Origin of the sequence: Trinickia diaoshuihuensis, assembly GCF_003390925.1 — a bacterium.
Taxonomy (GTDB): domain Bacteria; phylum Pseudomonadota; class Gammaproteobacteria; order Burkholderiales; family Burkholderiaceae; genus Trinickia; species Trinickia diaoshuihuensis.
The window spans coordinates 14,632-37,222 of sequence record NZ_QUBS01000069.1; the positions used below are offsets into that span (position 1 = coordinate 14,632).

A 22,591-nucleotide genomic window follows, 5' to 3' on the forward strand; every position below is an offset into this window, starting at 1 on the left:
GAGTCAGTCCGCTTTTATCCCTGCCCGAAGCTGCGTTTTCAAGTAACGCACGAACGCCTCGACTTTAGCGGAGGGCGCTCGCTCGTGAGGGTATAGCGCATTCAACTCCTGCGGCGGTCCGATCCATTCGGGCAACACCCTTTCCAGGCGCCCTGCCTGGAGCTCAGGCATCATGCTGGCGTCCATGGCCAGCATGATGCCCTTGCCCGCGCGCGCGGCATCGAGTACCAGTGCGGGATCGCTCGCAACGATGACGGGATCGACCGCATACGGGCGCGGTTTGCGTCGGGCCGTGCGCAGCGGCCAGGCGTATCCGCTCTCACTGCGGGCCTGATGGAGCGCGAGCGTCCGATGGCGGCGAAGATCATCGGGCGTTTGCGGGGCGCCGTTTTGCTCGATATAAGCGGCGCTCGCGTAGAGCGCCGTCGAAAAGCTGCCTAAGCGTCGCGCCACTAAGCTCGAATCGGGAAGCGATCCGAGGCGCAGCGCGAGATCGATCTCGGTATCGTATAGATCGAGCGGCACGTGGGTCGCGAGAATGTCGAGACGTACGTCCGGGTATTGCGAGCAAAAACCCGCGATAAGCGGCGAGATCCACGTCGCGCCGAATGAGAAAGGCAGCGTGATACGCAACCATCCTCCTGGCGTTCCGCGAATGCGCTGGACAGCGTCTTCCGCGTCCTCGAGTTGCTTGACGATACCGCCGCACCGCTCGACATAGGCTGCGCCGGCTTCGGTCAGGCGCAACTTGCGCGTCGTGCGATGTAAAAGCCGCGCACCGAGATGCGCTTCCAATTCTCGCACTCTTCGACTTACCGTGGTCTTCGGCATCCGCAGTGCTGCGGCGGCAGCGGTGAAGCTACCCGAATGCACCACGCGAAGAAAAACGAGCGTGTCGTTAAGGTCCCTTGTCATCGGCATCGGTATGAACGTTTGAACGGTGTTGCGGCAGCCGCAAGCTAACAGATGGATTGTGCGGCATACGGCACAATCCATGTTGAATTCGAGGACTAATCGAAAAGCCGTATCGCGCTTATCGTCACGTTCATTCAAACGGAGGCGAGCATGAATTTGAGCGAATACACGCGGTACGACGCAATCGGGTTGGCGCAATTGGTTGCGGCGAAGGAGGTCTCATCCGAGGAACTCGTGCAGGCGGCGCGATCGGCGATCGAGACCGTCAATCCGAAGATCAATGCTGTTATCGAACACTGGCCGGCTGCCGAGGCCGGCGCTCGTGCAAGCGACGGCACAGGGCCGCTCGCCGGCGTGCCGTTTCTTGTCAAGGATCTTGCCTTATCCATGCAGGGCAAGCGGCTCGAACTCGGGAGCCGGCTTGCCCGTGGTCTCGTCGCGCCCGCCGACTCGTGGCTGATGTCCCGGTTCCGCGCGGCGGGATTGATCACGATCGGTCGCACCACCACGCCGGAATTTGCTTTTAGCACTACGACCGAATCCGCGCTGCAAGGCGTGACGCGCAACCCATGGCAACCCGAGTCGAGCACCGGAGGTTCGAGCGGCGGCGCAGCGGCCGCGGTGGCCGCGGGCATCGTGCCGCTCGCGCACGCCACCGACGCGGCGGGCTCGATTCGCATTCCCGCTGGTTACACCGGCCTCTTCGGTTTGAAGCCGACGCGTGGCCGCGTCTCTAACGGCCCGGCGCTCGACGAGGTGTTCGCCGGATTCGGCGTGCAATTGGGCGTGAGCCGAAGCGTGCGGGATAGCGCGGCGTTGCTCGACGCGGTACAAGGCGGCGCGACCGGTGAACCCTACGTCACGGCGGCGCCTGAACGGAGCTTTGTCTCCGAAGTCGGCCGCGACCCCGGCACGCTCAGGATTGGGTTCATGACCGATCCATGGAGCGGCGACCGTACCGATCCGGCAATCGTCGCGGCCACGCACTCGACGATCGCGCTTCTGGAGGACTTGGGGCACGAGGTGCACGAAGCGACGATGGACTTGGGCGTTTCCTGGGAGGCGTTCGTCGACATGAATGCGACGATTTGGACCGCGACACTGGTCGGTTGGATCGAAGCGCTGGCGGCCGCGACAGGCAGGCCGATAGATCCCACGACCCTCGAGCCCGCCACTTTGGCGTGCTTTCGCTATGGCTCGGACCGCAACGCCTCGTCTTTCGCGGGCGCATTGGTTACGCGCAACACGGTCACGCGCGCGATCGGCGCTTGGTTCGAACGATACGACGTGCTGCTTACCCCGACGCTTGGACGTATGCCGCCGCCGATCGGTACATACAGCGCCGGCGCCGAGCACATGAACGGACTTGAATGGACTGAACATGTGTTTCGCCATGCGCCCTTCACGCCGCCGATGAACGTCGCGGGCGTGCCGGCGATGTCGGTGCCGCTCGAAGTGCATCCCGAGTCGGGGCTGCCGATAGGCGTCCAATTCGCGGCGGGCTTCGCACGGGAGGACATGCTGCTGAGACTGGCGGGGCAACTCGAAGCGGCGAGGCCCTGGGCGAAACGGCGGCCGCCGATTTGGGCGGGGGCCTGAGTTCGCCAGAAATCCAGTCGTCGTCTAGCGCAGCGGCTTACACATATGCTCCTCGTCATAGAACCGATCGCCGACCCGCATCGCGCGCGGTTCTACGCCGAACGTCCGGAAGCCTTGCGACAAGTAGAGATTCTTTGCCGCCACGTTTTCCGCGTTCACGCAGAGCATGAGTTGAACGACGTGCCAGCTTTCCGATGCATGATTGGACGCAGCCGTCAGCAGTGCCTGCGCGATTCCGCGGCCACGATATGCGGGGTTCACGAACACGCCCCATATCGTGGCCTTATGGCTGACCTTCAGCAATGGCTCGCGGCGAACCCCGGTTATACCGGCGAGTACCTCACCGTCGAAGGCGCCAAAGACGGTTTGGACCGGCGTGGTCTCGATGCGCGCTTGCATGTGTTCGATCGGCCTTGCCAGCTCCTCGTCCGGGGTAGGCCATATCGATGCCGGCGCGGTCTCAGCGGCGAGCACGCGCAATGATTTGAAACGTTCGGCATCGTCGGGGCATAGCGGACGGATCGTGATCATGTTTTTAAGGCACCGCGAGAGGGGACTCGCTACATTACCGGATCGCCCCGCCGCCGTGCAACGCTACACCTGCCATATCGACCGAACCAGCCGTTAGATGGTCTCGGTCTCACGCACCGTGATGGGGCTTTGCAGTGCGTAGCGTGCGATATCGTCCTTACGCATGAACGCCACGCCGGGATGGCTCTTCGCATAGCGCAGGAATTGATCCCACGCGCGCACCATCTGCGGCGACCCGCTGATGCGATCGTGCGCGCTGATCGACATCATGCGCCGGCGCGATCCCGCCTCTTCATAGAGTTGGTCGAAGTCGAACTTGATTTGCTCGAGAAATTTGTCCGGCGAGTAATTGCGGCCTTCCACCAGCAAGATATCGTTGTTGCGCAGCGTGTAGGGGACGACGACAAAGTCCTTCCCGTTGACCTTTTCGATAAACGGCTCGTCGCGGCTCAGATCGTCGATGTGATAAACGTAGCCTAGCTCCTGCAAAAGGCCGAGCGTGTTCGGTCCACGTCGCAGCCAGTTGCAGTTGTATCCGATCGGCCGCTGCCCGGTGACCTCTTCCACCATCGATTGCGCTTGGATCAGGAACTCACGTTCTTGCGCCGGCGTCATCGCATATTGCGAGCTCCAGCGCGGCCCATGACCCGTCGCTTCGTGTCCACGCGCGACGATCTCGCGAGCCAGTTCGGGATGGCGCTTGGCGGCCTCGCCGATCATATGACACGACACCTTCACGCCGTGACGGTCCCATAGATCGAGCATCCGCGGAATACCCTCGCGATAGCCGTAGGCAAACCAAGTCTGCCCGGCCAGATCAGCCGGTACGCTCGGCGGAAAGTCCACTTTCGGGAAGGGATTGTCCGCGCCCTTCGGCGGCTGGCCACCTGCTTCGAACTGCATGGAAATGGAAATGACGAGGCGTGCCCCGTTGGGCCAAAACTCGCCTTGCTTCGGGGCGGCGGTGGTGCCGGCGGAGAGTGGATTGCTTTGCGCGGAGGCTTGGCCCGCCATGACGGCGCCCAGTGCGAGGGCACCCGCGCCTAGGCCCGCCTGGGCCATGAATGCGCGCCGGCTAGGCGTACTCGGCGTCTGTTCGTTCAATGAGTGATGTGCGGCGTTTTCTTTCATGGGCATGTCGGTATCCTCGGGACGCTTGATGGGTTGAGCGACGAAGTCGTAGAGATTCTTGGAGAAGCGCTCGCAAGTCCCGAAAAGATTCTCCGGCCGATGAGACGATTCGAGAATTGGGCTTGCGATGAACAGACTTTCAAGCCATACAGGAAAGCGCTCCGTTGGCCGCCTCTAGCGGCGCGAACGGTTGCGCCAAGCGAGTGTCAGCAGCGCGGCCGCCGACGCACTCAATGCCAGTAACGCGGTGGAAACGGTGGCATCGTGAAAACGATCCTTCAACCAGCCGAAGGCAAACGGCCCAAAGAAGCCCGATAGGTTGCCGATGCTGTTGATTGCCGCGATACCGGCCGCGGCAGCCGTTCCGGAAAGCCGAGCAGTGGGCAAATTCCAAAACAGCGGTAGGGCGGTGAGCGTGCCGGCGCAACTGATCGAGGCGCCGATGAGCACATACGACAAGCTCTGATTTCCGAGCGCCATCAGCGCAAAACCGATCGCGGCCATCGCGGCCCCGCCCGCGACGTAGATGAGCCAACTGCGGTGGCGGTCGGCGCGGCGCGCACAGAGGTTCATGGCGACGATGGCGGTCGCGTACGGAATCGCGCTTTGTAAACCGATCGCCGCGAGGTTGGACGAGCCGGCGGACCTAACTAGCGTCGGCAACCAGAAGCCGAGGCCATAAAGCCCTGCAAGCAGCAGAAAGTAGATTGAAGAGAGGAGTAGGAGGTCGATGAACGAAGTCCTTCCGACACCCGGGAGGACTGCAGCCGCGGGATTGTCGTCGACGAGTGCGCGACGCACGGCTTGCGCCTCGGCGGACGAGAGCCAGCGCGCGTCGCTGGGCGCATCCGGCAGCAAAAGGCGGATCGTCATACCGACGGCGATCGTCGGCAGCCCACCGACGATGAAATTCCAGCGCCAGCCCGCGAGGGTCGCGAAGCCGTCGAGATTCGCCATGATCCAGCCGGAAAGCAGGTTGCCGAAAATGCCGGCGACCGCCGTGGCACTCATGAACAACGTGGTCATGCGACCGCGCCGATGCGCCGGAAACCAATACGTTAGGTAAAGGACGATGCCTGGAAAGAATCCCGCCTCCGCCATGCCGAGCAAGAAGCGCTGAAGATAGAAACTCGCGGGCGTCTGTACGAGCGCCGCTGCCGCGGACGCGATGCCCCAAGTGATCATGATCCTTGCGATCCAACGGCGCGCTCCGAAACGATGCAGCATCAAGTTGCTCGGCACTTCGAAGAGGAAGTAGCCGACAAAGAAGATACCCGCGCCGAAGCCGTACACGGCTTCGCTAAAGCCAAGCTGCGCCGCCATTTGGAGCTTGGCCGTTCCCACGTTCACGCGGTCGAGATACGCGAGCACTTGAGCGACCAAGAGCAGCGGCATGAGGCGCCAGACGATACGCCGGTACAGCTTCTCGTCCGGCGCGGCCGTTTGCGTCTCGGGAGGAAGGGGCGCGACAGCGCCTTTCATTGCATCGATGGTGTTCACAGTCGTCTCCTGTCTTGTTCTATTGGCCGAGCCGCGGGTTCACGGCTCATGGCCCGCCGTTTCAAACCACGTCCGCCAGGGCGCCCCGGTGTCTTCCCGAAACGGACTTGAGATAGGGCTCGGCGCTCGCGTCCACGACGAATACGCAGCACTGCCACCAGCCGTCGCCGACGTCGTTCGCGACGGCTTCTCTGACCGCGTCGTGTACGGTTTCACCCATTAATTGCTTAACGTGAGGAGACCTCGGCTTCGAGAGGAGGAGTCGAACGACGATGAATTCGCCGCTTGGATCGTCTCCGGCGAGAAATTCATCGGCGGCGTATAGGCGGCTCTTGAGTTCGTCGAGCACCGCGTGACCCGTGGCAGCGAGGCGCTCATGAACCTTGCGCGCCAGTTGCGCGAAGTCTATCGCCCGCCGCATGGCTGGCGTCGCTTCATATATGAGGTGTGGCATCGATCACGCTCGGGTTCGTCAGGATGGCCGAAGCATAGGGGCGAAGAACCGTCGTGTATATTTATCTTTGTCGATACAACAGATAAGGAACGGTTATGAATACGGCGGCGATCGATCTGCGGCTCATGCGTAGCTTCATCGCGGTCGCGCGAACCGGCAGCGTGACGCGAGCCGCGGCCGAATTGCATTTGACGCAGCCGGCGCTGTCGCAGCATCTTCGCGAATTGACGGCACTCATCGGCGTAGCGTTGATCGACCGCGTGGGCCGCGGCATTGCGCTTACCCATGCCGGTGAGCGGCTATACGCACAGCTCGATCCGCTGCTCGCTCAAATCGATCGCGTCCTGACCGATGCGGTGGATCAGACGCATTTGGTGCAAGGCGCGTTACGTATCGGCGCCATCGAAACGTATGCGCGTTCGCTCGTCGTTCCGGCAATTGCCGCGGTGCTCACTCGGCATCCGCAATTGCGTGTGTCGGTACGTGAGTTGCCGGCCGCCGCAATCGATCGAGCTCTGTCGGAAAACGAACTCGATGTGGGCGTCGCGTTTTCGCATCTGTCGAGCGCCGAGATCGACCAGCGCACGTTATTCGAGGAGAAGCTGGGCCTAGCTTGGCTTGCGCCGTCGGGCGGGCGCAAGCGTCAGGTGCCATTGCAGACGGTGGCGCGGCATCCCCTTGCGTTGCTGAACGGGGACTTCGCCATGCGCAGGCAAATCGATGCCGTCTTCGCGAAGGCAAACATTGCGCTCGACGTGCGTGTCGAAGCCACGAATGTCGATTCTCTGATGCGGCTCGCGGAGACTGGGCAACACGCGACGATTGCGAGCCGCCTCGCATTGCCGCGCGACACGCGACTCGCCTGGGCGCCGATCGCCGATGGCGGGTTGACGCGTATCGGCGCGCTGCGTTGGCGCAAGGGCCGGACTTTCTCGCCCGCGATCGAGCAGTTCGCGCAGGCCTTGATCGAACGGATAGGCACAGCATGAACGTCCGACGCTGCGCGCATCCGTAGGCATTCGACGCGCGTCAGTGTTTACACGGATGGGTGATCACGCATTTCTTTTCATAATATCAACATACTATTTGCGGCGGTACGAGACTACTCCTAGGAGGCACCGTGACGGGCATCCGATTGAGCGGCGTAACGAAGCGGTATGGCGAAACGGAGGTCATCAACGGCCTCGACCTCGACATTCACTCGGGAGAGTTCCTCGTCTTTCTCGGCCCTTCCGGTTGCGGAAAGTCCACGTTGCTGCGGATGATCGCAGGCCTCGAAACCGTCAGCGAAGGGCAGATCAGCATTGGCGACCGGCGCGTGAACGAGCAGCCGCCGGGCAAGCGCGGCGTGGCGATGGTGTTTCAGCATTACGCGCTTTATCCGCATATGACCGTGTACGACAACATGGCATTCGGCTTGCGCAATACGGGCGTCAGCGCGGGCATCGTGGAGCAGCGCATTGCCGAAGCCGCCCGCATGCTAGAACTCGGTGCTCTACTTACGCGGCGTCCGGCGCAGTTGTCGGGCGGGCAGCGGCAACGCGTGGCAATAGGCCGGGCCGTCGTTAAAGAACCCCAAGCATTTTTATTCGACGAACCCCTGTCCAATCTCGATGCCGCATTGCGCACGCGCACGAGGCTGGAGCTTGCGCGAATCCATCAGCGCTTGCATGCCACGATGGTGTTCGTCACCCACGATCAAGTGGAGGCGATGACGCTGGCGACACGAATCGTGGTCATGAATCGAGGCCGTATCGAACAGATCGGCGCTCCGCTCGAGATCTATAAACGACCCGCGACGCGCTTCGTTGCGGGCTTTGTCGGCGCCCCGGCAATGAATTTCATCGATATCGAGCGCGCGGGCGAAAACGGCGGCCGGCTCATCGCTAAGCTGCCGTTCGACGGCGTGCGAACACCGACCGCGATTTCCACTTCGAGCTTGCCGGCAGGCAAACTCACCTTAGGTGTCCGCGCCGAACACGTTGTGCTCGATCCGCAAGGGCCGCTCGCCGGCCGTGCCGAAGTGATCGAGCGGCTCGGCGACCGCTCGCTCGCGCATATCAGCATGGCTAACGGTCAATTGCTCGTGGCTGAATTGCCCCGCGCGTCCGAGCTCGAGATCCAAATCGGCGATACCGTTCGGATGAGCCTCGATGCCGCTCATCTGCATCTATTCGACGAAACCGGGAAGGCTTGGCATGGCCTCTGACCGCTCCTTGTCGATGCCGCTGCCGAAGGGGCGCGAGCATCGGCGGCGCGATCTGCGCGCTCCGTGGTCGAACGCTTTGTTCGTGCTGCCGTTCGTGATCGTGTACTTGCTACTGCTGGTCGTGCCGCTAAGCTTCGGCTGGTGGCTCAGTCTTCAACGCGTGGATCTACTGGCCGGCACGAGCGAATTCATCGGTTTGCGCAACTATCTCGACCTCGCGCTCGACCCGATATTTCGCGGCGCGATGCGCAATACGTTTTACTTCGTGCTGTTGACGGTCCCTGTCTTCGTGGCGCTCGGCCTCGCCTTGGCCCTCGTGTTGAATCGCCCGGGACGCTTGGGCGCCGCATTGCGCGCATTGTTTTTCGGCTCTTCGGTGCTGTCCGTCACGATCGTCACGCTGGTTTGGAAGCTGGTGATGATGCCCGGTAATGGCTTGCTCGCGGACGTAAGCCGTGCGTTGCATCTACCGGAATTCCTGCCGCTGATGCATGAGGCCACCGCATTACCGGCGATTGCGGTGGTGACGCTCTGGTGGATCATGGGGCTGCCGATGATGCTGTTCCTTGCCGCACTCCAGCAAATTCCACCCGAGCTGTACGAAGCCGCCGCGCTCGACAACGCGACACGCTGGCGCATTTTCACGAAAATCACCCTACCGTCGATTTGGCGAACCGTCGCGCTCGTAGCCGTCGTCGAGGCCGTATTGCAATTCCAGTTGTTCGGCCAGGCTCAGTTGCTCACGGATGGCGGGCCGAACAACTCCACGCGGCCGCTCGTGCAATTCATCTATGAAACGGGCTTCCGCCAATGGTCGTTCGGCTATTCCGCGGCGGCGGCACAGGTCCTCTTCGCGTTGATGCTGATCGGCGTGGCCGTGCAAGCCTGGTTACTGCGTAAGAAGGAGAGAGCATGAGCACACTGGCTTTCGACGCACGTGCGGGCGGCGCCATCGGCGGACGCCTTGGCGATCGCTTGATGCTCGGCGCGGTGATTGCGCTCGCGCTGCTTTGGATTACGCCGCTGCTCTGGGTGCTGTGCCTCTCGTTCAAGCCCAACGCATTTCTCGAGCAGCATACCGACGTCCTCTTCTCGCCGCCCTTCACGCTGCAAAACTATACGAACATCCTCCATACGTCGGCGGTCGGCGGATGGCTCGTCAATAGTTTGATTGCTTCCGTCGGCCAGACGTTGCTGACGCTCGTCATCGCCTCGCTCGCAGGCTACGGCTTCGCCCGCACGGAGTTCCCTGGCCGGCGTTATGTCTACATCCTTTGCCTTTGCGGCCTCGCCGTACCCGAGCAGGCGCTCGTGATTCCGCTGCACCACATTTTCGCGGCGCTCGATTGGCACAATACTTACGGCGCGCTGATCCTGCCTCGGCTTGCATCCCCATTCGGGGTGTACTTGATGACGCAATACTTCAAGGCCGTACCGATCGAGATCGAGGAGGCGGCGTTGCTCGACAATGCCTCGCGCTTCAAGGTGTTTTGGCGCGTCGTCCTTCCGCTGTCGCTGCCCGCTCAGGCCACGCTGGCGATCTTCACGTTCCTCAGTGCATGGAACGATTACCTGTGGCCGCTCGTGTCGGCGTCGAAGCCGGAGATGTACACGTTGACGATCGGACTCGCATCCACTCAAGGCAATTTCGCGCAGTCGGAGGGCATCGGGTACCTCATGGCGCAGGCGATCTTCGCCGGACTTCCCATCTTCGTGTTGTATCTGTTCTTCCAGAAGTACATCGTCGCAGCCGTGTCAGGGACCGCCGCGCGGTAATCCAGCGGCGTATCCGGACGGTTAGATTCAAATAGATCGATCGTTGTCGATTAGAGGTCCTAATTAAAGAAAAGGCGCGCGCGTGAAGCCTGCATGCCGCCGGTTTTTCCAGGAGACAGAGATGAATAGATCGTTCGTGCGCCGCGCGCTCGCGCTTGCCTCGCTCGGAATCGCTGCAACACTGGCTGCGCCGGCTCAAGCGAAGACGGAAATTACGCTTTCGCGTTTTTTCGGGGCTTGCGACGCCGAATACGGCAAGGTGACGGACGTGAGCAAGGCGTCGGGAGAGTGCGGGATCATCACGACGATCGTGAACGCGTTCAATGCGACGAACAAGGAAGATATCGTCGTGAAGCCTCAGATCATCGAATGGTCGCCGTACTATACGCAGCTCGACGCGCGCATCTTGAGCCGCGACGTGCCGACGATCTCGGTCATGCACGAGGCCGTGCTGGGCGACTACGTGAAGCGCAATCTGGTCGAGCCGCTCGATGACGGCTTCAAGTCGGTGGGCATCGACAAAGCCGATTTCACGAGTCAAGCGCACCGCGCCATCACCTTCGGCGACAAGACCTATGCATTGCCGTTCGATACGCATTCGTGGCTCTGGCATATCAACGTGAATCTTTTCAAGAAGGCAGGGCTCGTCGATGCGAGCGGCAAGCCCGTCTTGCCTAAAACACCGGACGAACTGCTGACGCAAGCGAAACAGTTCAAGGAGAAGACGGGGCTTCCGTACTTCGCGGTGCCGATCGCCAACGAGTCGGCTGCGCAAACCCGCAGCTTCTACACGTGGGTGTATCAGCAAAACGGTACGCTGTTTCCTAGCGGTCCGACGAAGATCGACACGCATACGCCGGCCGCCGCCAATGCGCTTACGCTTTACGACAAGCTCATGAAAGCGGGCGATATCACACCAGGATTGGACTACGGCGCGGCGAACCAGGCATTCGAGAACGGCAAGGCGGGTGTGCTGATGTGCGGCACTTGGGTGATCGAGGATTTCACGAATCTTTCTAAAAAACCGGGTACGGCGCTGGCGGACGGCTACGACGTCGTGCCGTTCCCGAATCTCTTCCAAAAGAAGGCCGTGTGGGCCGACGGGCATTCGTGGGTCATGCTCAAGGGCGGAGCGAAGGACGAGAAAACGCGGCATGCCGCGTTCGTGTTCCTCAAGTTCCTATACGACCACGATGCCGACTGGGCCCGTACCGGACATTTGCCGGCGCGGCAGTCGGTCATCACGAGCGCCTCGTTCAACGCGCTACCGCATCGCTCGGAAATCAAGGAAATCTCCGCCACCGGCTACGCGCTGCCCAATACGGTCCCCCGGCAGTTCGCGATTCAGCAGATCGTGGGCGAGGAGATCAGCAACATGCTCTCGACCGGCAAGCCGGTTGCCGACGTCCAAAAGGAAGCCGAACAACGCACCAACGCCTTGCTCGCGCGATAACGTGATTGAAGCCTCGCGCGCCACTCCACATCGCTAAAGGATGGATAGAGGAACACCATGATCGCTTCCCGTCTTATCGTCGATCGCGACTTCGTGATCTCCGAGCTTGACCGGCGCATGTTCGGCGTTTTCGTCGAACACATGGGCCGCTGCGTCTACACCGGTATTTTCGAGCCCGGGCACCCGGAAGCCGACGAACGCGGCTTTCGCCAGGACGTCATGGCGCTGACGCGTGAACTCGGCCCGACGATCGTGCGTTACCCGGGCGGAAACTTTCTCTCGGGCTACAACTGGGAGGACGGCGTGGGGCCGCGCGAAAGACGCCCGCGCCGTCTCGACCTTGCATGGTATTCGACGGAAACGAATCAATTCGGCACCAATGAGTTCATCGAGTGGTGCCGGGCGCTCGATATCGAGCCTATGTACGGCGTGAATCTGGGCACGCGAGGGCCCGACGAGGCCCGCCGCTTCATCGAATACTGCAACCATCCGGGCGGCACGGCGCTGTCCGATCTGCGCCGCGAGCACGGCTATGAAAAACCGCACGACATCAAGTTCTGGTGTCTCGGCAACGAGATGGACGGCCCCTGGCAGATCTGCCGCAAGACCGCGGAGGAATATGGGCGCGCTGCGCTGGAGACCGCCAAGGTGATGCGCTCGGTGGACCCGACGATTCAACTCGCGGCTTGCGGCTCTTCCACGCACGAGATGCCGACCTACGGTATCTGGGAGGATCGTGTCCTCGATCACTGCTTCGAGCAAGTCGATTTCATTTCGCTGCACACCTACTTCGAGAATAGGCGCGATTCGACGGCCGAATTCTTCGGCAACATCGAAGTCATGGACCTGTTCATCAAGGAAATCGCGGCCGTGGCGGACAGCGTGGCGGCACGCAAGCATTCATCCAAGCGGATCATGCTGTCGTTCGACGAGTGGAACGTGTGGTACAAGGCACGCACCATCAATGATTTGCGCAAGCCGGGTTGGCCGGAGGCTCCGCGCCTCATCGAAGAGGTCTACAACCACGAAGATGCCATTGTGGTCGGAGGCGCGTTGATCACGATGATGAACAATGCGGACCGAGTGAAAAGCGCTTGCCTCGCGCAGCTCGTCAACGTCATCGGGCCGATCATGACCGAGCCGGGCGGCCGCGCGTGGCGGCAGACCATCTTTCATCCGTTCTCGCATGCGTCCAAATTCGGGCACGGGCGCGTGCTCAAGCCCGTTATCGAATCCCCGGCTTACGAGGCGGAAACCTTTCCTGAGATTCCATATCTGTGCGCCGCGGTGGTAGACGATCGCGCCACGGGCAAGACGGTGGTATTCGCGCTGAATCGACATCTGAGCGACGATATGGAACTCGATATCGAGTTGCGCGGTCTCGGTCGAGAGCGCGCGCTCGATCAGGCGATCGAGTTGTATCATGCCAACATGAAAGCGGTGAACACGGTGGATGCGCCGATGACGGTGGCGCCGACAATCAACACCGCCGTGTCGGTCGATGGCGAGCGCGTCAGAGCGAAGCTCAAGCCGGGCTCGTGGAACGTGATTGTGACGACCGCAAGATAACGCGGCACGGACGCCCTGGTGCGCGATGCCTATGAAGGGGAAGTGATGTTCGAGCGCGAACCGATCGTTGGCAATATTACGACGCAGATCGCGAAGATAATCGGCATGCGCGTGGTCTCGGGCGAGTTCGCGCCGGGCGATGCGCTGCCGGTTGAAAGCGAACTATGCAGCGCGTATGGCGTGAGTCGAACGACGTTGCGCGAAGCGATCAAGCAACTGGCCGGCAAACGGCTCATTGCGGTTTCGCCAAAAATCGGCACCCGTGTCTTGCCTTTCTCCGATTGGAATTTATTGGATCGCGACGTGCTCGCGTGGCGGCTCAACGCGCAGTTCGATTCGAAGATCGTCGAAGACATTTTCGAAATGCGACTGTGTTTCGAGCCGCGTGCGAGTTTTTTAGCCGCGCGTCACGGTAAGGAGGAGACGTTTCAAATCATCGAGCGGCGTTATCTGGAACTCGCGGCGGCCTACGGACAATCGGCGCAGCATGGCGCTTCCGATATTCGCGCCGCGGCCGACGCGAACCTCGAATTTCATCTCGCGATTATCACGGCGTCGCAAAACGGGATGTTTATTACGATCGGCAATGCCATTAAAGCCGCATTGCGCGTCTCGTCGGAAATGATGCAGCGTCAAGCAGCACAGCCGAGCGAGGACCTCGAACTGCACGATGCGGTGCGCAGGCATATCGTGGCGCGCGAGGCCGATAAGGCGTCGGCTGCGATGACACGTTTGCTCGAATCGTCGCGGGAGCGGATACAGCGCTATACGATTGCGCCGTAAGCTAGGGTGAGGTACTCGAGACGGGCGCTACGACGAGAACAACCGTCGTAGCGCCATGGCGTGCTTTACGCCTGCACGGTGTCGGCGACTTCCTTGAAGTCTTCGATCTGATCGAAGTTCATGTACTTGTAGATCTTGTCGCCGTTGGCGGTCAGCACGCCCATGTCGGCCATGTACTCTTCCTTGGTCGGGATCTTGCCCAAGCGCGAGCAGATCGCGGCCAGTTCTGCCGACCCGAGATACACGTTCGTGTTCTTGCCGAGACGATTCGGGAAGTTACGCGTCGACGTCGACATGACCGTTGCGCCTTCACGCACCTGTGCCTGGTTGCCCATGCACAGCGAGCAGCCCGGCATTTCGGTCCGCGCGCCGGCGGTGCCGAACACACCGTAGTGGCCTTCCTCGGTCAACTGCTTTTGGTCCATCTTCGTCGGCGGTGCCACCCAGAGCTTGACCGGGATGTCGCGCTTGCCTTCGAGCAGCTTCGACGCCGCACGGAAGTGGCCGATGTTCGTCATGCACGAGCCGATGAACACTTCGTCGATCTTGGCCCCGGCAACTTCGGACAGCGTCTTGACGTCGTCCGGATCGTTCGGGCAAGCCACGATCGGCTCGTGGATATCGGCCAGATCGATTTCGATCACGGCGGCGTATTCGGCGTCGGCATCCGGCGACAGCAATTGCGGATCGGCCAGCCATTGCTCCATCGCGGCGATGCGGCGTTGCAGGCTGCGCGGGTCTTGATAGCCCTGCGCGATCATCCACTTGAGCAGCGTGACGTTGCTGTTCAGGTATTCGATGATCGGCTCTTTGTTCAGATGAACCGTGCAACCGGCGGCCGAGCGCTCGGCGGAAGCGTCCGACAATTCGAATGCCTGCTCGACCTTCAGATCGGGCAGACCTTCGATTTCGAGGATGCGGCCGGAGAAGATGTTCTTCTTGCCTTGCTTCGCAACGGTCAGCATCCCTTGTTTGATGGCGTACAAGGGGATCGCGTTGACGAGGTCGCGCAGCGTGACGCCCGGTTGCATCTTGCCCTTGAAGCGCACCAGCACCGATTCCGGCATGTCGAGCGGCATCGTGCCCGTGGCGGCCGCGAAGGCGACCAAGCCCGAGCCTGCAGGGAAGCTGATGCCGATCGGGAAGCGCGTGTGCGAATCGCCGCCCGTGCCGACCGTGTCGGGCAGCAGCATGCGGTTCAGCCACGAGTGGATGACTCCGTCGCCCGGGCGCAGCGCGATACCGCCGCGCGTGCTGATGAAGTTCGGCAGCGTTTGGTGCGTTTTCACGTCCACCGGCTTCGGATAGGCAGCCGTGTGGCAGAACGATTGCATGACCAGGTCGGCCGAGAAGCCGAGGCACGCCAGGTCTTTCAGTTCGTCGCGGGTCATCGGGCCCGTGGTGTCTTGCGAGCCGACCGACGTCATCTTCGGTTCGCAGTACGTGCCCGGACGCACGCCTTGGCCTTCCGGCAGACCGCAAGCGCGGCCGACCATCTTCTGGGCGAGCGAGAATCCCTTGTTGGTATTGACCGGTTGCTGCGGCAGACGGAACAACGTGGACGGTGCAAGACCCAGCGCTTCGCGCGCCTTGGCTGTCAAGCCGCGGCCGATGATCAGAGGAATGCGGCCGCCGGCGCGCACTTCATCGAACAGGACTTCCGACTTGACCTGGAATTGCGCGATCACTTCGCCGTTCTTCAGTGCCTTGCCTTCATACGGACGCAGTTCGACGACGTCGCCCATTTCCATCTTCGAGACGTCGAGTTCGATCGGCAGGGCGCCGGCGTCTTCCATCGTGTTGTAGAAGATCGGGGCGATCTTGCCGCCGAGGCACACGCCGCCGAAGCGCTTGTTCGGCACGTACGGGATGTCCTCGCCCGTGAACCACAGCACCGAGTTCGTGGCCGACTTACGCGACGACCCCGTGCCCACGACGTCGCCTACGTAGGCGACGAGGTGGCCCTTTTCCTTCAGCGATTCGATGAATTTGACCGGACCACGCTTGCCGTCTTCTTCCGGCGTAATGCCGGGACGGGCGTTCTTGAGCATCGCCAGTGCGTGCAGCGGGATGTCGGGGCGCGTGGTGGCATCCGGGGCCGGGGAGAGATCGTCGGTGTTCGTCTCGCCCGGCACCTTGAAAACGGTGATCGTCAGGCTTTGCGGCACTTCGGGGCGGCTCGTGAACCATTCGGCGTCGGCCCAGCTTTGCATGACGGCGCGCGCGTTGGCGTTGCCCTTGTCGGCCAGTTCCTTGACGTCGTGGAACTGGTCGAACATCAACAGGGTTTTCTTCAGCGCGTCGGCGGCCACGGCACCCACTTCAGCGTCGGACAGCAACTCGATCAGCGGCTGAATGTTATAGCCGCCCAGCATCGTGCCGAGCAGTTCGGTGGCGCGTGCGCGCGAAATCAGCGGGCAGGCGGTCTCACCCTTGGCGACAGCGGCCAGGAACCCGGCCTTCACGCGGGCTGCTTCGTCCACGCCCGCGGGGACGCGGTGCGTGATCAGATCGAGCAGCGCCTGCTCTTCGCCGGCGGGCGGATTCGTCAGCAGTTCCATCAGCTCGGCGGTCTGTTGAGCCGTGAGCGGCAGGGGAGGGATACCGAGCGCGGCGCGTGCGGCCACGTGTGCACGAAAGTTTTCAAGCATGGGGGACCTGCTGGTATGGCGTTTCAGGGGCGGTTTGTCAGGCGATCCGAGGGCGTTGTACGCCCGGGACGCTGCTCCGTACGCGATTCTATGCGCGATGGCGAGGATCGTCAAATATCTTATATCTTATATAAGACTCCGCCGGCGGAACGATAGGATCACGGGCGGAACGCAGATCCGGGCGCAAAAAAAACCGCTGCCCGAGGAAGGCAGCGGTTCTGTCATCGCGACGTGGATTGCGGGGAGAGGACCTAGCGCGACTGCGCCGGCCTCAAGCGGGGCCCTGAGCGGGCCGATTCTATTACTGACCCACCGGCGACTTGGTGCTTGGCGTGGCGAGCGTATTGTTTGCTCCATACGCGGGCGTCGCGACCGTCGAATTTGTATTCATGTTCGCGCCGTTCTGTTGCCCGGAATTTTGCCAGCCTGCGCCGCTATCGGAAACGGGAGAGCCGGGCGTGCCGTAGCCGCTCGACGTATCTGCCGCTGCCGGCGATTTGACGCTAGGGGTGGCGAGCGTGTTATTGGCTTGTGCGAAAGCGCCGCCCGACGACGCCAGTGCCGCGACTGCTGCGATAAGTATGCCGATTGTCTTGTTCATGATCGTCCTCCTGGTTTAACTTATCAATTCTAGGAAAGGGAAGGCCGGCCATTAATCGCGATGTTGGCAATGGTGAATTTCGTTTCTCGAAGGCTAAGGATCTGAACGTCGGCTTCATTTCAGTCGAGTGTCATTCGTTTCTTCTCGCAGTAACTCGACGAACGCGCGTAGTCCCGCGGGAATGTGCCGATTGCCGGGGAAATAGAGAAAGAGCCCGGGAATGACCGGGCACCAATCGACTAACAAGGCGACCAGTCGCTTTTTCGCGAGCGCATCGCGTGCATAAGGCTCGGGCACGTAAGCGATGCCGAGCCCGTCGATCGCGGCTTCCGTCATCAACGTATTGTTATCGAGCGTGAGCGCGCCGGGAGGATCGATCGTGAACGCTTGCCCGTGGCGGGCGAATTCCCAGCGATAGCGCTTTCCCCCGGGCAATCGTTGCCGGATGCAACGATGCGAATGCAACTCCTCCGGCGAGTTCGGTTTGCCATGTTGACGCAAATAGCGCGGCGATGCGACGGTAAGAAACCGTAGGTCTTCGCTGACACGCACCGCGATCATGTCTTTGTGGACGGCTTCGCCGAGCCGCACGCCCGCGTCGAAACCTTCGGCGACGATATCGATGAACCGCCCCTCCGAGACGAGATCGAGCTCCATTTGCGGGTACTTCGCTAGAAAGCGCGGCACGACACTTTGCAACAGCGCGCGAATTGCGCCGTCGTTACCGTTGATCCGTAGCGTTCCGCGCACGGCTTTGTCGTCGCGCGCGATGTCGTCCAGCACATGATCGAGCTCGGTGAGCACCGGACGCAGTCGCGCCAATAGCCGTTCACCGGCTTCAGTCAGCGATACGCTGCGCGTGGTTCGATGCAATAGGCGCACGGCCAGATCGTCTTCGAGTCCACGCATCGCGTGGCTCAGCGCCGAGCGAGATAGGCCCAGTTCGCCCGCGGCTTTAACGAAGCTGCGCCGCGCGGCGACCATCGCGAAGGCGCGCAAATCGTCGAGCGTCGGTTGGCCCATTGGTGAATTTCCCTCAACAAGAGATACCGATTAGGGGTACTTCTGCCACGAATCATAGCGCTCTACGATGAATACTCAATCTTTCGAGGAGCACGAACGTGGCGAAGCATTGGTTGATAACGGGCGCATCGAGCGGTTTGGGACGCGGGATGGCGGAGCGAGTGCTAGCGCGCGGCGACGACGTCGTCGCGACGTTGCGCAAGCGCGGTGCGCTCGACGATTTGCTCGAGCAATACGGCGATCGTCTGCATGTCGTCGAATGCGACTTGACGCGCGTGGGGACGATTCGGGCCGCGGCCGAGCAGGCGTTCGCGTCGCGCGAGCGTATCGACGTTGTGGTTAGCAACGCGGGATATGGATTGTTTGGAGCCGCGGAGGAATTGCGCGACGAACAGATCGATCGGCAGATCGCGACGAATCTAACCGGTTCGATCCAACTCATTCGCGCGGTTTTACCGCGCTTAAGGGAGCAGGGCGGCGGGCGAATCGTGCAAACGTCATCGGAGGGTGGGCGTATCGGATACCCTGCCTTTAGCGTCTATCACGCCACCAAATGGGGCATCGAGGGCTTTATCGAGGCGGTTGCAAAAGAGGTCCGAGGGTTCGGCATCGACTTCTTGATAGTGGAACCCGGTGCGACGCGGACGAACTTCGGCGCGGGCCTCGATCGCGCCGAACCGCTGCCGGTGTACGAGGAGACGAGCGTCGGTGAAATCCGTCGGGCGCTCGATGCGGGCTACTTCGAATTTGCCGATGCGGGAAAGACAGTCGATGCGGTCATCGCAACGATCGATAGCGCGGCCCCGCCGCTGCGTCTGGCGCTGGGCCGGTCGGCATATGAATCGATTCGCGCATCGCTCGTTAGGCAGCTCGAGGAACTCGAGCCGCAAAGGGACATTGCGTTATCGGTGATGTCGCGTGCCTAGCCGCTGCCGCTCGGCGCAACGCGGAGCGTGCCGTTCAATCTCGCTTAGGGTCGATCGTCAATCGATCCGCTAGACCGCTGACGAATAGATCTAGGCCGAACTCGAAAGCGTCGTCGGGATCGATCGGGGTCAATACGAATTCAGAGCTCGAATCCCTATCGTTGGGTCCACGTTCGGTCGGTGCCTGTCGCTCGGGGGGCGAAACCGTGCGCGTGGGCCGCGCCTGCTGTTCCAATACGCAGCCAACGACGTATTGGCTCACGTTCAAGAGCGCCATATGAGCATCGGCTTCGCTGAAGCCCGCTCGCACGAGCGACTGAACCATGGGTTGCATCGCTGCGATTTCCTCTTGATTCGGCGTCGTGCCGGCGTGCAGCAAAGCGCCGTCGCGATACGCCAGGAGCGCACGACGGAAGCTGCGCGCCAAATCCGCGAACCACGCGCGCCAATCCGTGCTCTCTTCGGGCATCCGAAAAGTGTGATGCCGGGCCAGCACCAACGAAGCCATTTCGCCGAGCAGCGTGGCCTTGTCGCGGAAATGCCAATAGAGCGATGCGGACTCGACGCCGAGCTTCTGCGCCAGCCGCCTAGTCGATAGACCGTCCAATCCCACTTCATCCAGCAATTCGAGGGCGGCGCTCACCACTTCCTCGCGTCGAATCTTTGCCATGCGTTGACTCTCTATCAGTGATAGATTTAAACTTATCAGTGATAGATTTTAGCGCAACCTCACCAGAACAAGGATTGACAACCATGATTGAACGCCCCTCGATCGCGATCGTCGGCGCCGGTCCCGCGGGCTTGACCGCGGCGAACGTGCTCGATCGTTCAGGTTGGCGCTTTGAGGTCTTCGAAGTGGAGCAGTCGATCGGCGCGCGCGATCAGGGAGGCTCGCTCGATCTCCATCCGCAAGAGGGGCAGCTTGCGCTCGAAAAAGCCGGGTTGCTGGACGCATTTTTTGCCGTCGCTCGCCATGAAGATCAGGAGCAGCGCGTCTACGATTACCGCACCGCCCATCTCATTCGCGAAATCATTCCGGAGCCCGGAAAGGGCGATCGTCCGGAGATCGATCGGTTGCTGCTCAGAACGCTGTTGCTTGAACTGCTTCCTGAAGGCAGCGTTCGATGGAATGCGCCGATCAATAAAGTGCAGGCGCAGCCGGACGGGCGATACATGCTTCACAGCGCGACGGGAGTGATGGGGCCGTTCGACCTCGTGATCGGTGCGGACGGTGCTTACTCGAAGGTTCGCGCTGCTCTCACGGATGTGCGCCCGAACGATACCGGCGTTGCATTCGCCGAGCTATGGCTGAGCGACGTGGACCGTCTGCATCCCGACCATTCGGCACTCGTCGGGCATGGGATGATGATTTCCTTGCACGATGGCGCGGGGATCATCGCGCAGCGCAACGGCAACGAGACGATTCGGGTCTATGCCGCGTTTCGCACGACGCCTGGAGAAGGGGGGTGGCCAACCGTATCGTTGAGCAACGTCACGAAAGACACACTGCGTGCGCGCTTCGCCGGGTGGGCGCCGTCACTTGTCTCTCTGATAACGGATGCCGATGCAATCGTGGCTGTGCGGCCTGTCGTTAGCTTGCCCCCGGGGCTTCGTTGGCCGCAACGCGATGGTTTGACGTTGGTTGGCGATGCCGCTCATGTCATGCCGCCGCTCGGAGTAGGTGTCAATCTAGCGATGCTCGATGCCGCCGAACTTGCGGAAGCACTAATAGGCAGCGTCGATTGGCGGCAAGCCGTTCGCGAGTATGAGAAGGTGATGCTCGATCGCGCCGAGCGCATTTCCGTGCACTGCAACGCGGCGTTTGACGAGATGTATAGCGAAGCCGGCGCGCAGGCGGTAATTGACAATCTGGATGGGCGTTGACGTTCGTCCGCCGGGTGCCGTTCAGCGGGTACAGGCCGTAACGGCCTGTACGAACGCGTCTTGTTCGGCAGGATTTAGAAAGAAGGCTTCGAGACTCGTGTGCTCGTCGTTTGCGATTTGCCGCAGGCATTCGGTGTTATTTGTGCGAATGCTCGAAGGCGCATAAATGATAGCCGCCACGAACGCTGCCGTTGCTACAAGCGTCACGCAGGCGGCCACCATCCATCGCATTGCTTCGACCGGTTTCCAAGATTGCCGCCGCGAAGATTGCAGCGGGGCCGTTGCTTGCGTCGATCCATTTTTCATTTCGTTGCTCCGTTTGGTTAGCAAGACAATCATTTGAGGCGAAAAACCGGCGCTTAGGAAAGTGCCTTCCTGATGCCGTGCATGCTGGAGACAGCCGATTGAAACAAATCCGTGCCAACTTTTTCGCGCAGCGTTTTCGCGATCTGCGCACTCGCGTCGTTGATAGGCCGGTCAAGCGCCTTCCCTGCGCGAGTAGGGTAAACGCCCCATTCTCTGCCATCGGATTCAGCCTGACGACGTTCGACCAACTGCTTCTGGCAGAGGTTATCGATCAACCGGGTAGCGGTGGGGCGCGCAATCCCCAGTACGTCCGCGATTTGGCTGCTAAGGCACCCCGGCGAGGCAAGCACCACGCGCAGCACGAATCCCTGCGCCGGCGTTAGCCCGAAGGGCGCGTACGCAGCAGACCATTCGCGCTCGGCAAGACGTGCAAGCGCCGAGGAGTTGAAGTAAAGGCAGTGATCGAACATGACGTCATTAAAGCGCAAAACGGTTAGCAAGACAACTAAAATTCCACTACGGCTGTGGCGCACTGTGGAATCATGCTCAGACCTCATCCCCCGCGTTCGATTATCACGGAAGCCATGAACGATATTCCTTACGGTAATGCCCTAATCATCGGCGCTGGTTTTGGGATTAGCGGCGCGCTCACTCGCGCGCTGCGTTCCGCCGGCCTTCCCGTTGTCATCGCCTCACGTAACGTGGACAAGCTGGCACCGCTGGTGAGCCAGACCGATGCCGTCGCGTTGCAAGCCGATGCCTCGGATGCAAGCCAAGTCGAGCGGCTTTTCCAGGAGACGCAGGCGCGAATCGGCGTCCCCGAGATTGTCATTTACAACGCCAGCAGGATCGTCCGCGGCCCTATCGCCGACCTCGACGCGGAACAAGTCGAACAGGCGCTGGCCGTGACCGCAATGGGCGCATTTCACGCGGTACAGCAAGCCGCGAAGCGCATGGTCCCCGTGGGAAAAGGTGCGATCCTATTGACCGGCGCGACCGCGGGCGTCAAGGGGTTTGCTCGATCCGCGCCGTTTGCGATGGGTAAGTTCGCGCTACGGGGATTGGCCCAAAGTGCCGCGCGCGAACTGGCGCCCCAAGGCATCCATGTCGCCCATGTAATCGTGGACGGCGGCGTGCGAGCGAACGGCCAAGCGGACGCGTCGGACCGCACGCTCGATCCGGACGCTATCGCGCAAACCTATCTCGATCTTTTGCGTCAGCATCGCAGCGCCTGGTCGTGGGAAATCGAAGTGCGGCCTTGGGTGGAGAGCTTTTGAACG

At 61.3% G+C, this 22,591-nt stretch carries 21 protein-coding genes; 11 read left to right on the forward strand and 10 right to left on the reverse strand.

Annotated elements, in window-relative coordinates; translation table 11 throughout:
* Positions 1–3: 3 nt before the first annotated feature.
* Complete coding sequence (locus DXT59_RS13830) at positions 4–915, reverse strand: LysR family transcriptional regulator (protein ID WP_116137491.1); 912 nt, start codon at positions 913–915, stop codon at positions 4–6.
* 150 nt (positions 916–1,065) lie between these two features.
* Here DXT59_RS13830 and DXT59_RS13835 point away from each other — a divergent pair, with 150 nt between their 5' ends.
* On the forward strand, positions 1,066–2,514 hold the full coding sequence (locus DXT59_RS13835) for an amidase (protein WP_116137467.1): 1,449 nt from the start codon (positions 1,066–1,068) through the stop codon (positions 2,512–2,514).
* Between the two features lie 24 nt (positions 2,515–2,538).
* Here the strand turns inward: DXT59_RS13835 and DXT59_RS13840 are convergent, their stop codons facing one another.
* From DXT59_RS13840 to DXT59_RS13855, 4 genes are all read right to left on the reverse strand, one after another.
* Positions 2,539–3,045 carry a GNAT family N-acetyltransferase gene (locus DXT59_RS13840; RefSeq protein WP_116137468.1) on the reverse strand — a complete coding sequence of 169 codons (507 nt, stop codon included), beginning with the start codon at positions 3,043–3,045 and terminating at the stop codon, positions 2,539–2,541.
* 93 nt (positions 3,046–3,138) lie between these two features.
* Positions 3,139–4,176, reverse strand: a complete 1,038-nt coding sequence (locus DXT59_RS13845) for a polysaccharide deacetylase family protein (RefSeq protein ID WP_116137469.1) — start codon at positions 4,174–4,176, stop codon at positions 3,139–3,141.
* A gap of 174 nt (positions 4,177–4,350) precedes the next feature.
* Positions 4,351–5,658, reverse strand: a complete 1,308-nt coding sequence (locus DXT59_RS13850) for an MFS transporter (RefSeq protein WP_116137470.1) — start codon at positions 5,656–5,658, stop codon at positions 4,351–4,353.
* A gap of 79 nt (positions 5,659–5,737) precedes the next feature.
* Positions 5,738–6,130, reverse strand: coding sequence for a 5-carboxymethyl-2-hydroxymuconate Delta-isomerase (locus DXT59_RS13855; protein ID WP_162878071.1), 393 nt, complete (start codon positions 6,128–6,130; stop codon positions 5,738–5,740).
* A 95-nt stretch (positions 6,131–6,225) separates the two neighbouring features.
* Here DXT59_RS13855 and DXT59_RS13860 point away from each other — a divergent pair, with 95 nt between their 5' ends.
* The 7 genes from DXT59_RS13860 (at position 6,226) to DXT59_RS13890 (ending at position 13,920) form a co-directional block, all read left to right on the forward strand.
* Complete coding sequence (locus tag DXT59_RS13860) at positions 6,226–7,119, forward strand: LysR substrate-binding domain-containing protein (protein ID WP_116137472.1); 894 nt, start codon at positions 6,226–6,228, stop codon at positions 7,117–7,119.
* A gap of 131 nt (positions 7,120–7,250) precedes the next feature.
* Complete coding sequence (locus DXT59_RS13865; protein ID WP_116137473.1) at positions 7,251–8,339, forward strand: ABC transporter ATP-binding protein; 1,089 nt, start codon at positions 7,251–7,253, stop codon at positions 8,337–8,339.
* Positions 8,329–9,255 (forward strand): carbohydrate ABC transporter permease, encoded by a 927-nt coding sequence (locus DXT59_RS13870; RefSeq protein WP_116137474.1) that lies wholly within the window; start codon positions 8,329–8,331, stop codon positions 9,253–9,255. Before DXT59_RS13865 ends, DXT59_RS13870 begins: the two co-directional genes overlap by 11 nt.
* Positions 9,252–10,115, forward strand: a complete 864-nt coding sequence (locus DXT59_RS13875) for a carbohydrate ABC transporter permease (RefSeq protein ID WP_116137475.1) — start codon at positions 9,252–9,254, stop codon at positions 10,113–10,115. Before DXT59_RS13870 ends, DXT59_RS13875 begins: the two co-directional genes overlap by 4 nt.
* Positions 10,116–10,236: 121 nt before the next feature.
* On the forward strand, positions 10,237–11,568 hold the full coding sequence (locus DXT59_RS13880; RefSeq protein ID WP_116137476.1) for an extracellular solute-binding protein: 1,332 nt from the start codon (positions 10,237–10,239) through the stop codon (positions 11,566–11,568).
* A gap of 57 nt (positions 11,569–11,625) precedes the next feature.
* Positions 11,626–13,137 (forward strand): arabinosylfuranosidase ArfA, encoded by a 1,512-nt coding sequence (gene arfA, locus DXT59_RS13885; protein WP_116137477.1) that lies wholly within the window; start codon positions 11,626–11,628, stop codon positions 13,135–13,137.
* 18 nt (positions 13,138–13,155) lie between these two features.
* Positions 13,156–13,920: a FadR/GntR family transcriptional regulator gene (locus DXT59_RS13890; protein ID WP_240324508.1), complete on the forward strand. Its 765-nt coding sequence runs from the start codon at positions 13,156–13,158 to the stop codon at positions 13,918–13,920.
* Positions 13,921–13,985: 65 nt separating this feature from the next.
* Here the strand turns inward: DXT59_RS13890 and acnB are convergent, their stop codons facing one another.
* The 3 genes from acnB to DXT59_RS13905 form a co-directional block, all read right to left on the reverse strand.
* On the reverse strand, positions 13,986–16,571 hold the full coding sequence (gene acnB / locus DXT59_RS13895; RefSeq protein ID WP_116137478.1) for a bifunctional aconitate hydratase 2/2-methylisocitrate dehydratase: 2,586 nt from the start codon (positions 16,569–16,571) through the stop codon (positions 13,986–13,988).
* A 301-nt stretch (positions 16,572–16,872) separates the two neighbouring features.
* On the reverse strand, positions 16,873–17,172 hold the full coding sequence (locus DXT59_RS13900; protein ID WP_116137479.1) for a hypothetical protein: 300 nt from the start codon (positions 17,170–17,172) through the stop codon (positions 16,873–16,875).
* Between the two features lie 114 nt (positions 17,173–17,286).
* Complete coding sequence (locus tag DXT59_RS13905) at positions 17,287–18,195, reverse strand: LysR family transcriptional regulator (protein ID WP_116137480.1); 909 nt, start codon at positions 18,193–18,195, stop codon at positions 17,287–17,289.
* Between the two features lie 98 nt (positions 18,196–18,293).
* On the opposite strand from DXT59_RS13905, the gene DXT59_RS13910 reads away from it, so the two are divergent.
* Positions 18,294–19,121, forward strand: coding sequence for an SDR family oxidoreductase (locus DXT59_RS13910; RefSeq protein WP_116137481.1), 828 nt, complete (start codon positions 18,294–18,296; stop codon positions 19,119–19,121).
* Between the two features lie 34 nt (positions 19,122–19,155).
* On the opposite strand, the gene DXT59_RS13915 is transcribed toward DXT59_RS13910, so the two are convergent.
* Positions 19,156–19,791 carry a TetR/AcrR family transcriptional regulator C-terminal domain-containing protein gene (locus DXT59_RS13915; RefSeq protein WP_116137482.1) on the reverse strand — a complete coding sequence of 212 codons (636 nt, stop codon included), beginning with the start codon at positions 19,789–19,791 and terminating at the stop codon, positions 19,156–19,158.
* Between the two features lie 83 nt (positions 19,792–19,874).
* On the opposite strand from DXT59_RS13915, the gene DXT59_RS13920 reads away from it, so the two are divergent.
* Positions 19,875–21,005, forward strand: coding sequence for an FAD-dependent oxidoreductase (locus DXT59_RS13920; protein ID WP_116137483.1), 1,131 nt, complete (start codon positions 19,875–19,877; stop codon positions 21,003–21,005).
* Between the two features lie 359 nt (positions 21,006–21,364).
* Here DXT59_RS13920 and DXT59_RS13930 read toward each other — a convergent pair whose 3' ends face one another.
* Entirely contained in the window at positions 21,365–21,811 is a 447-nt protein-coding gene (locus DXT59_RS13930) for a MarR family winged helix-turn-helix transcriptional regulator (protein WP_420823389.1), read from the reverse strand.
* An 84-nt stretch (positions 21,812–21,895) separates the two neighbouring features.
* On the opposite strand from DXT59_RS13930, the gene DXT59_RS13935 reads away from it, so the two are divergent.
* Positions 21,896–22,588 (forward strand): SDR family NAD(P)-dependent oxidoreductase, encoded by a 693-nt coding sequence (locus DXT59_RS13935; protein WP_116137485.1) that lies wholly within the window; start codon positions 21,896–21,898, stop codon positions 22,586–22,588.
* Positions 22,589–22,591: the final 3 nt, after the last annotated feature.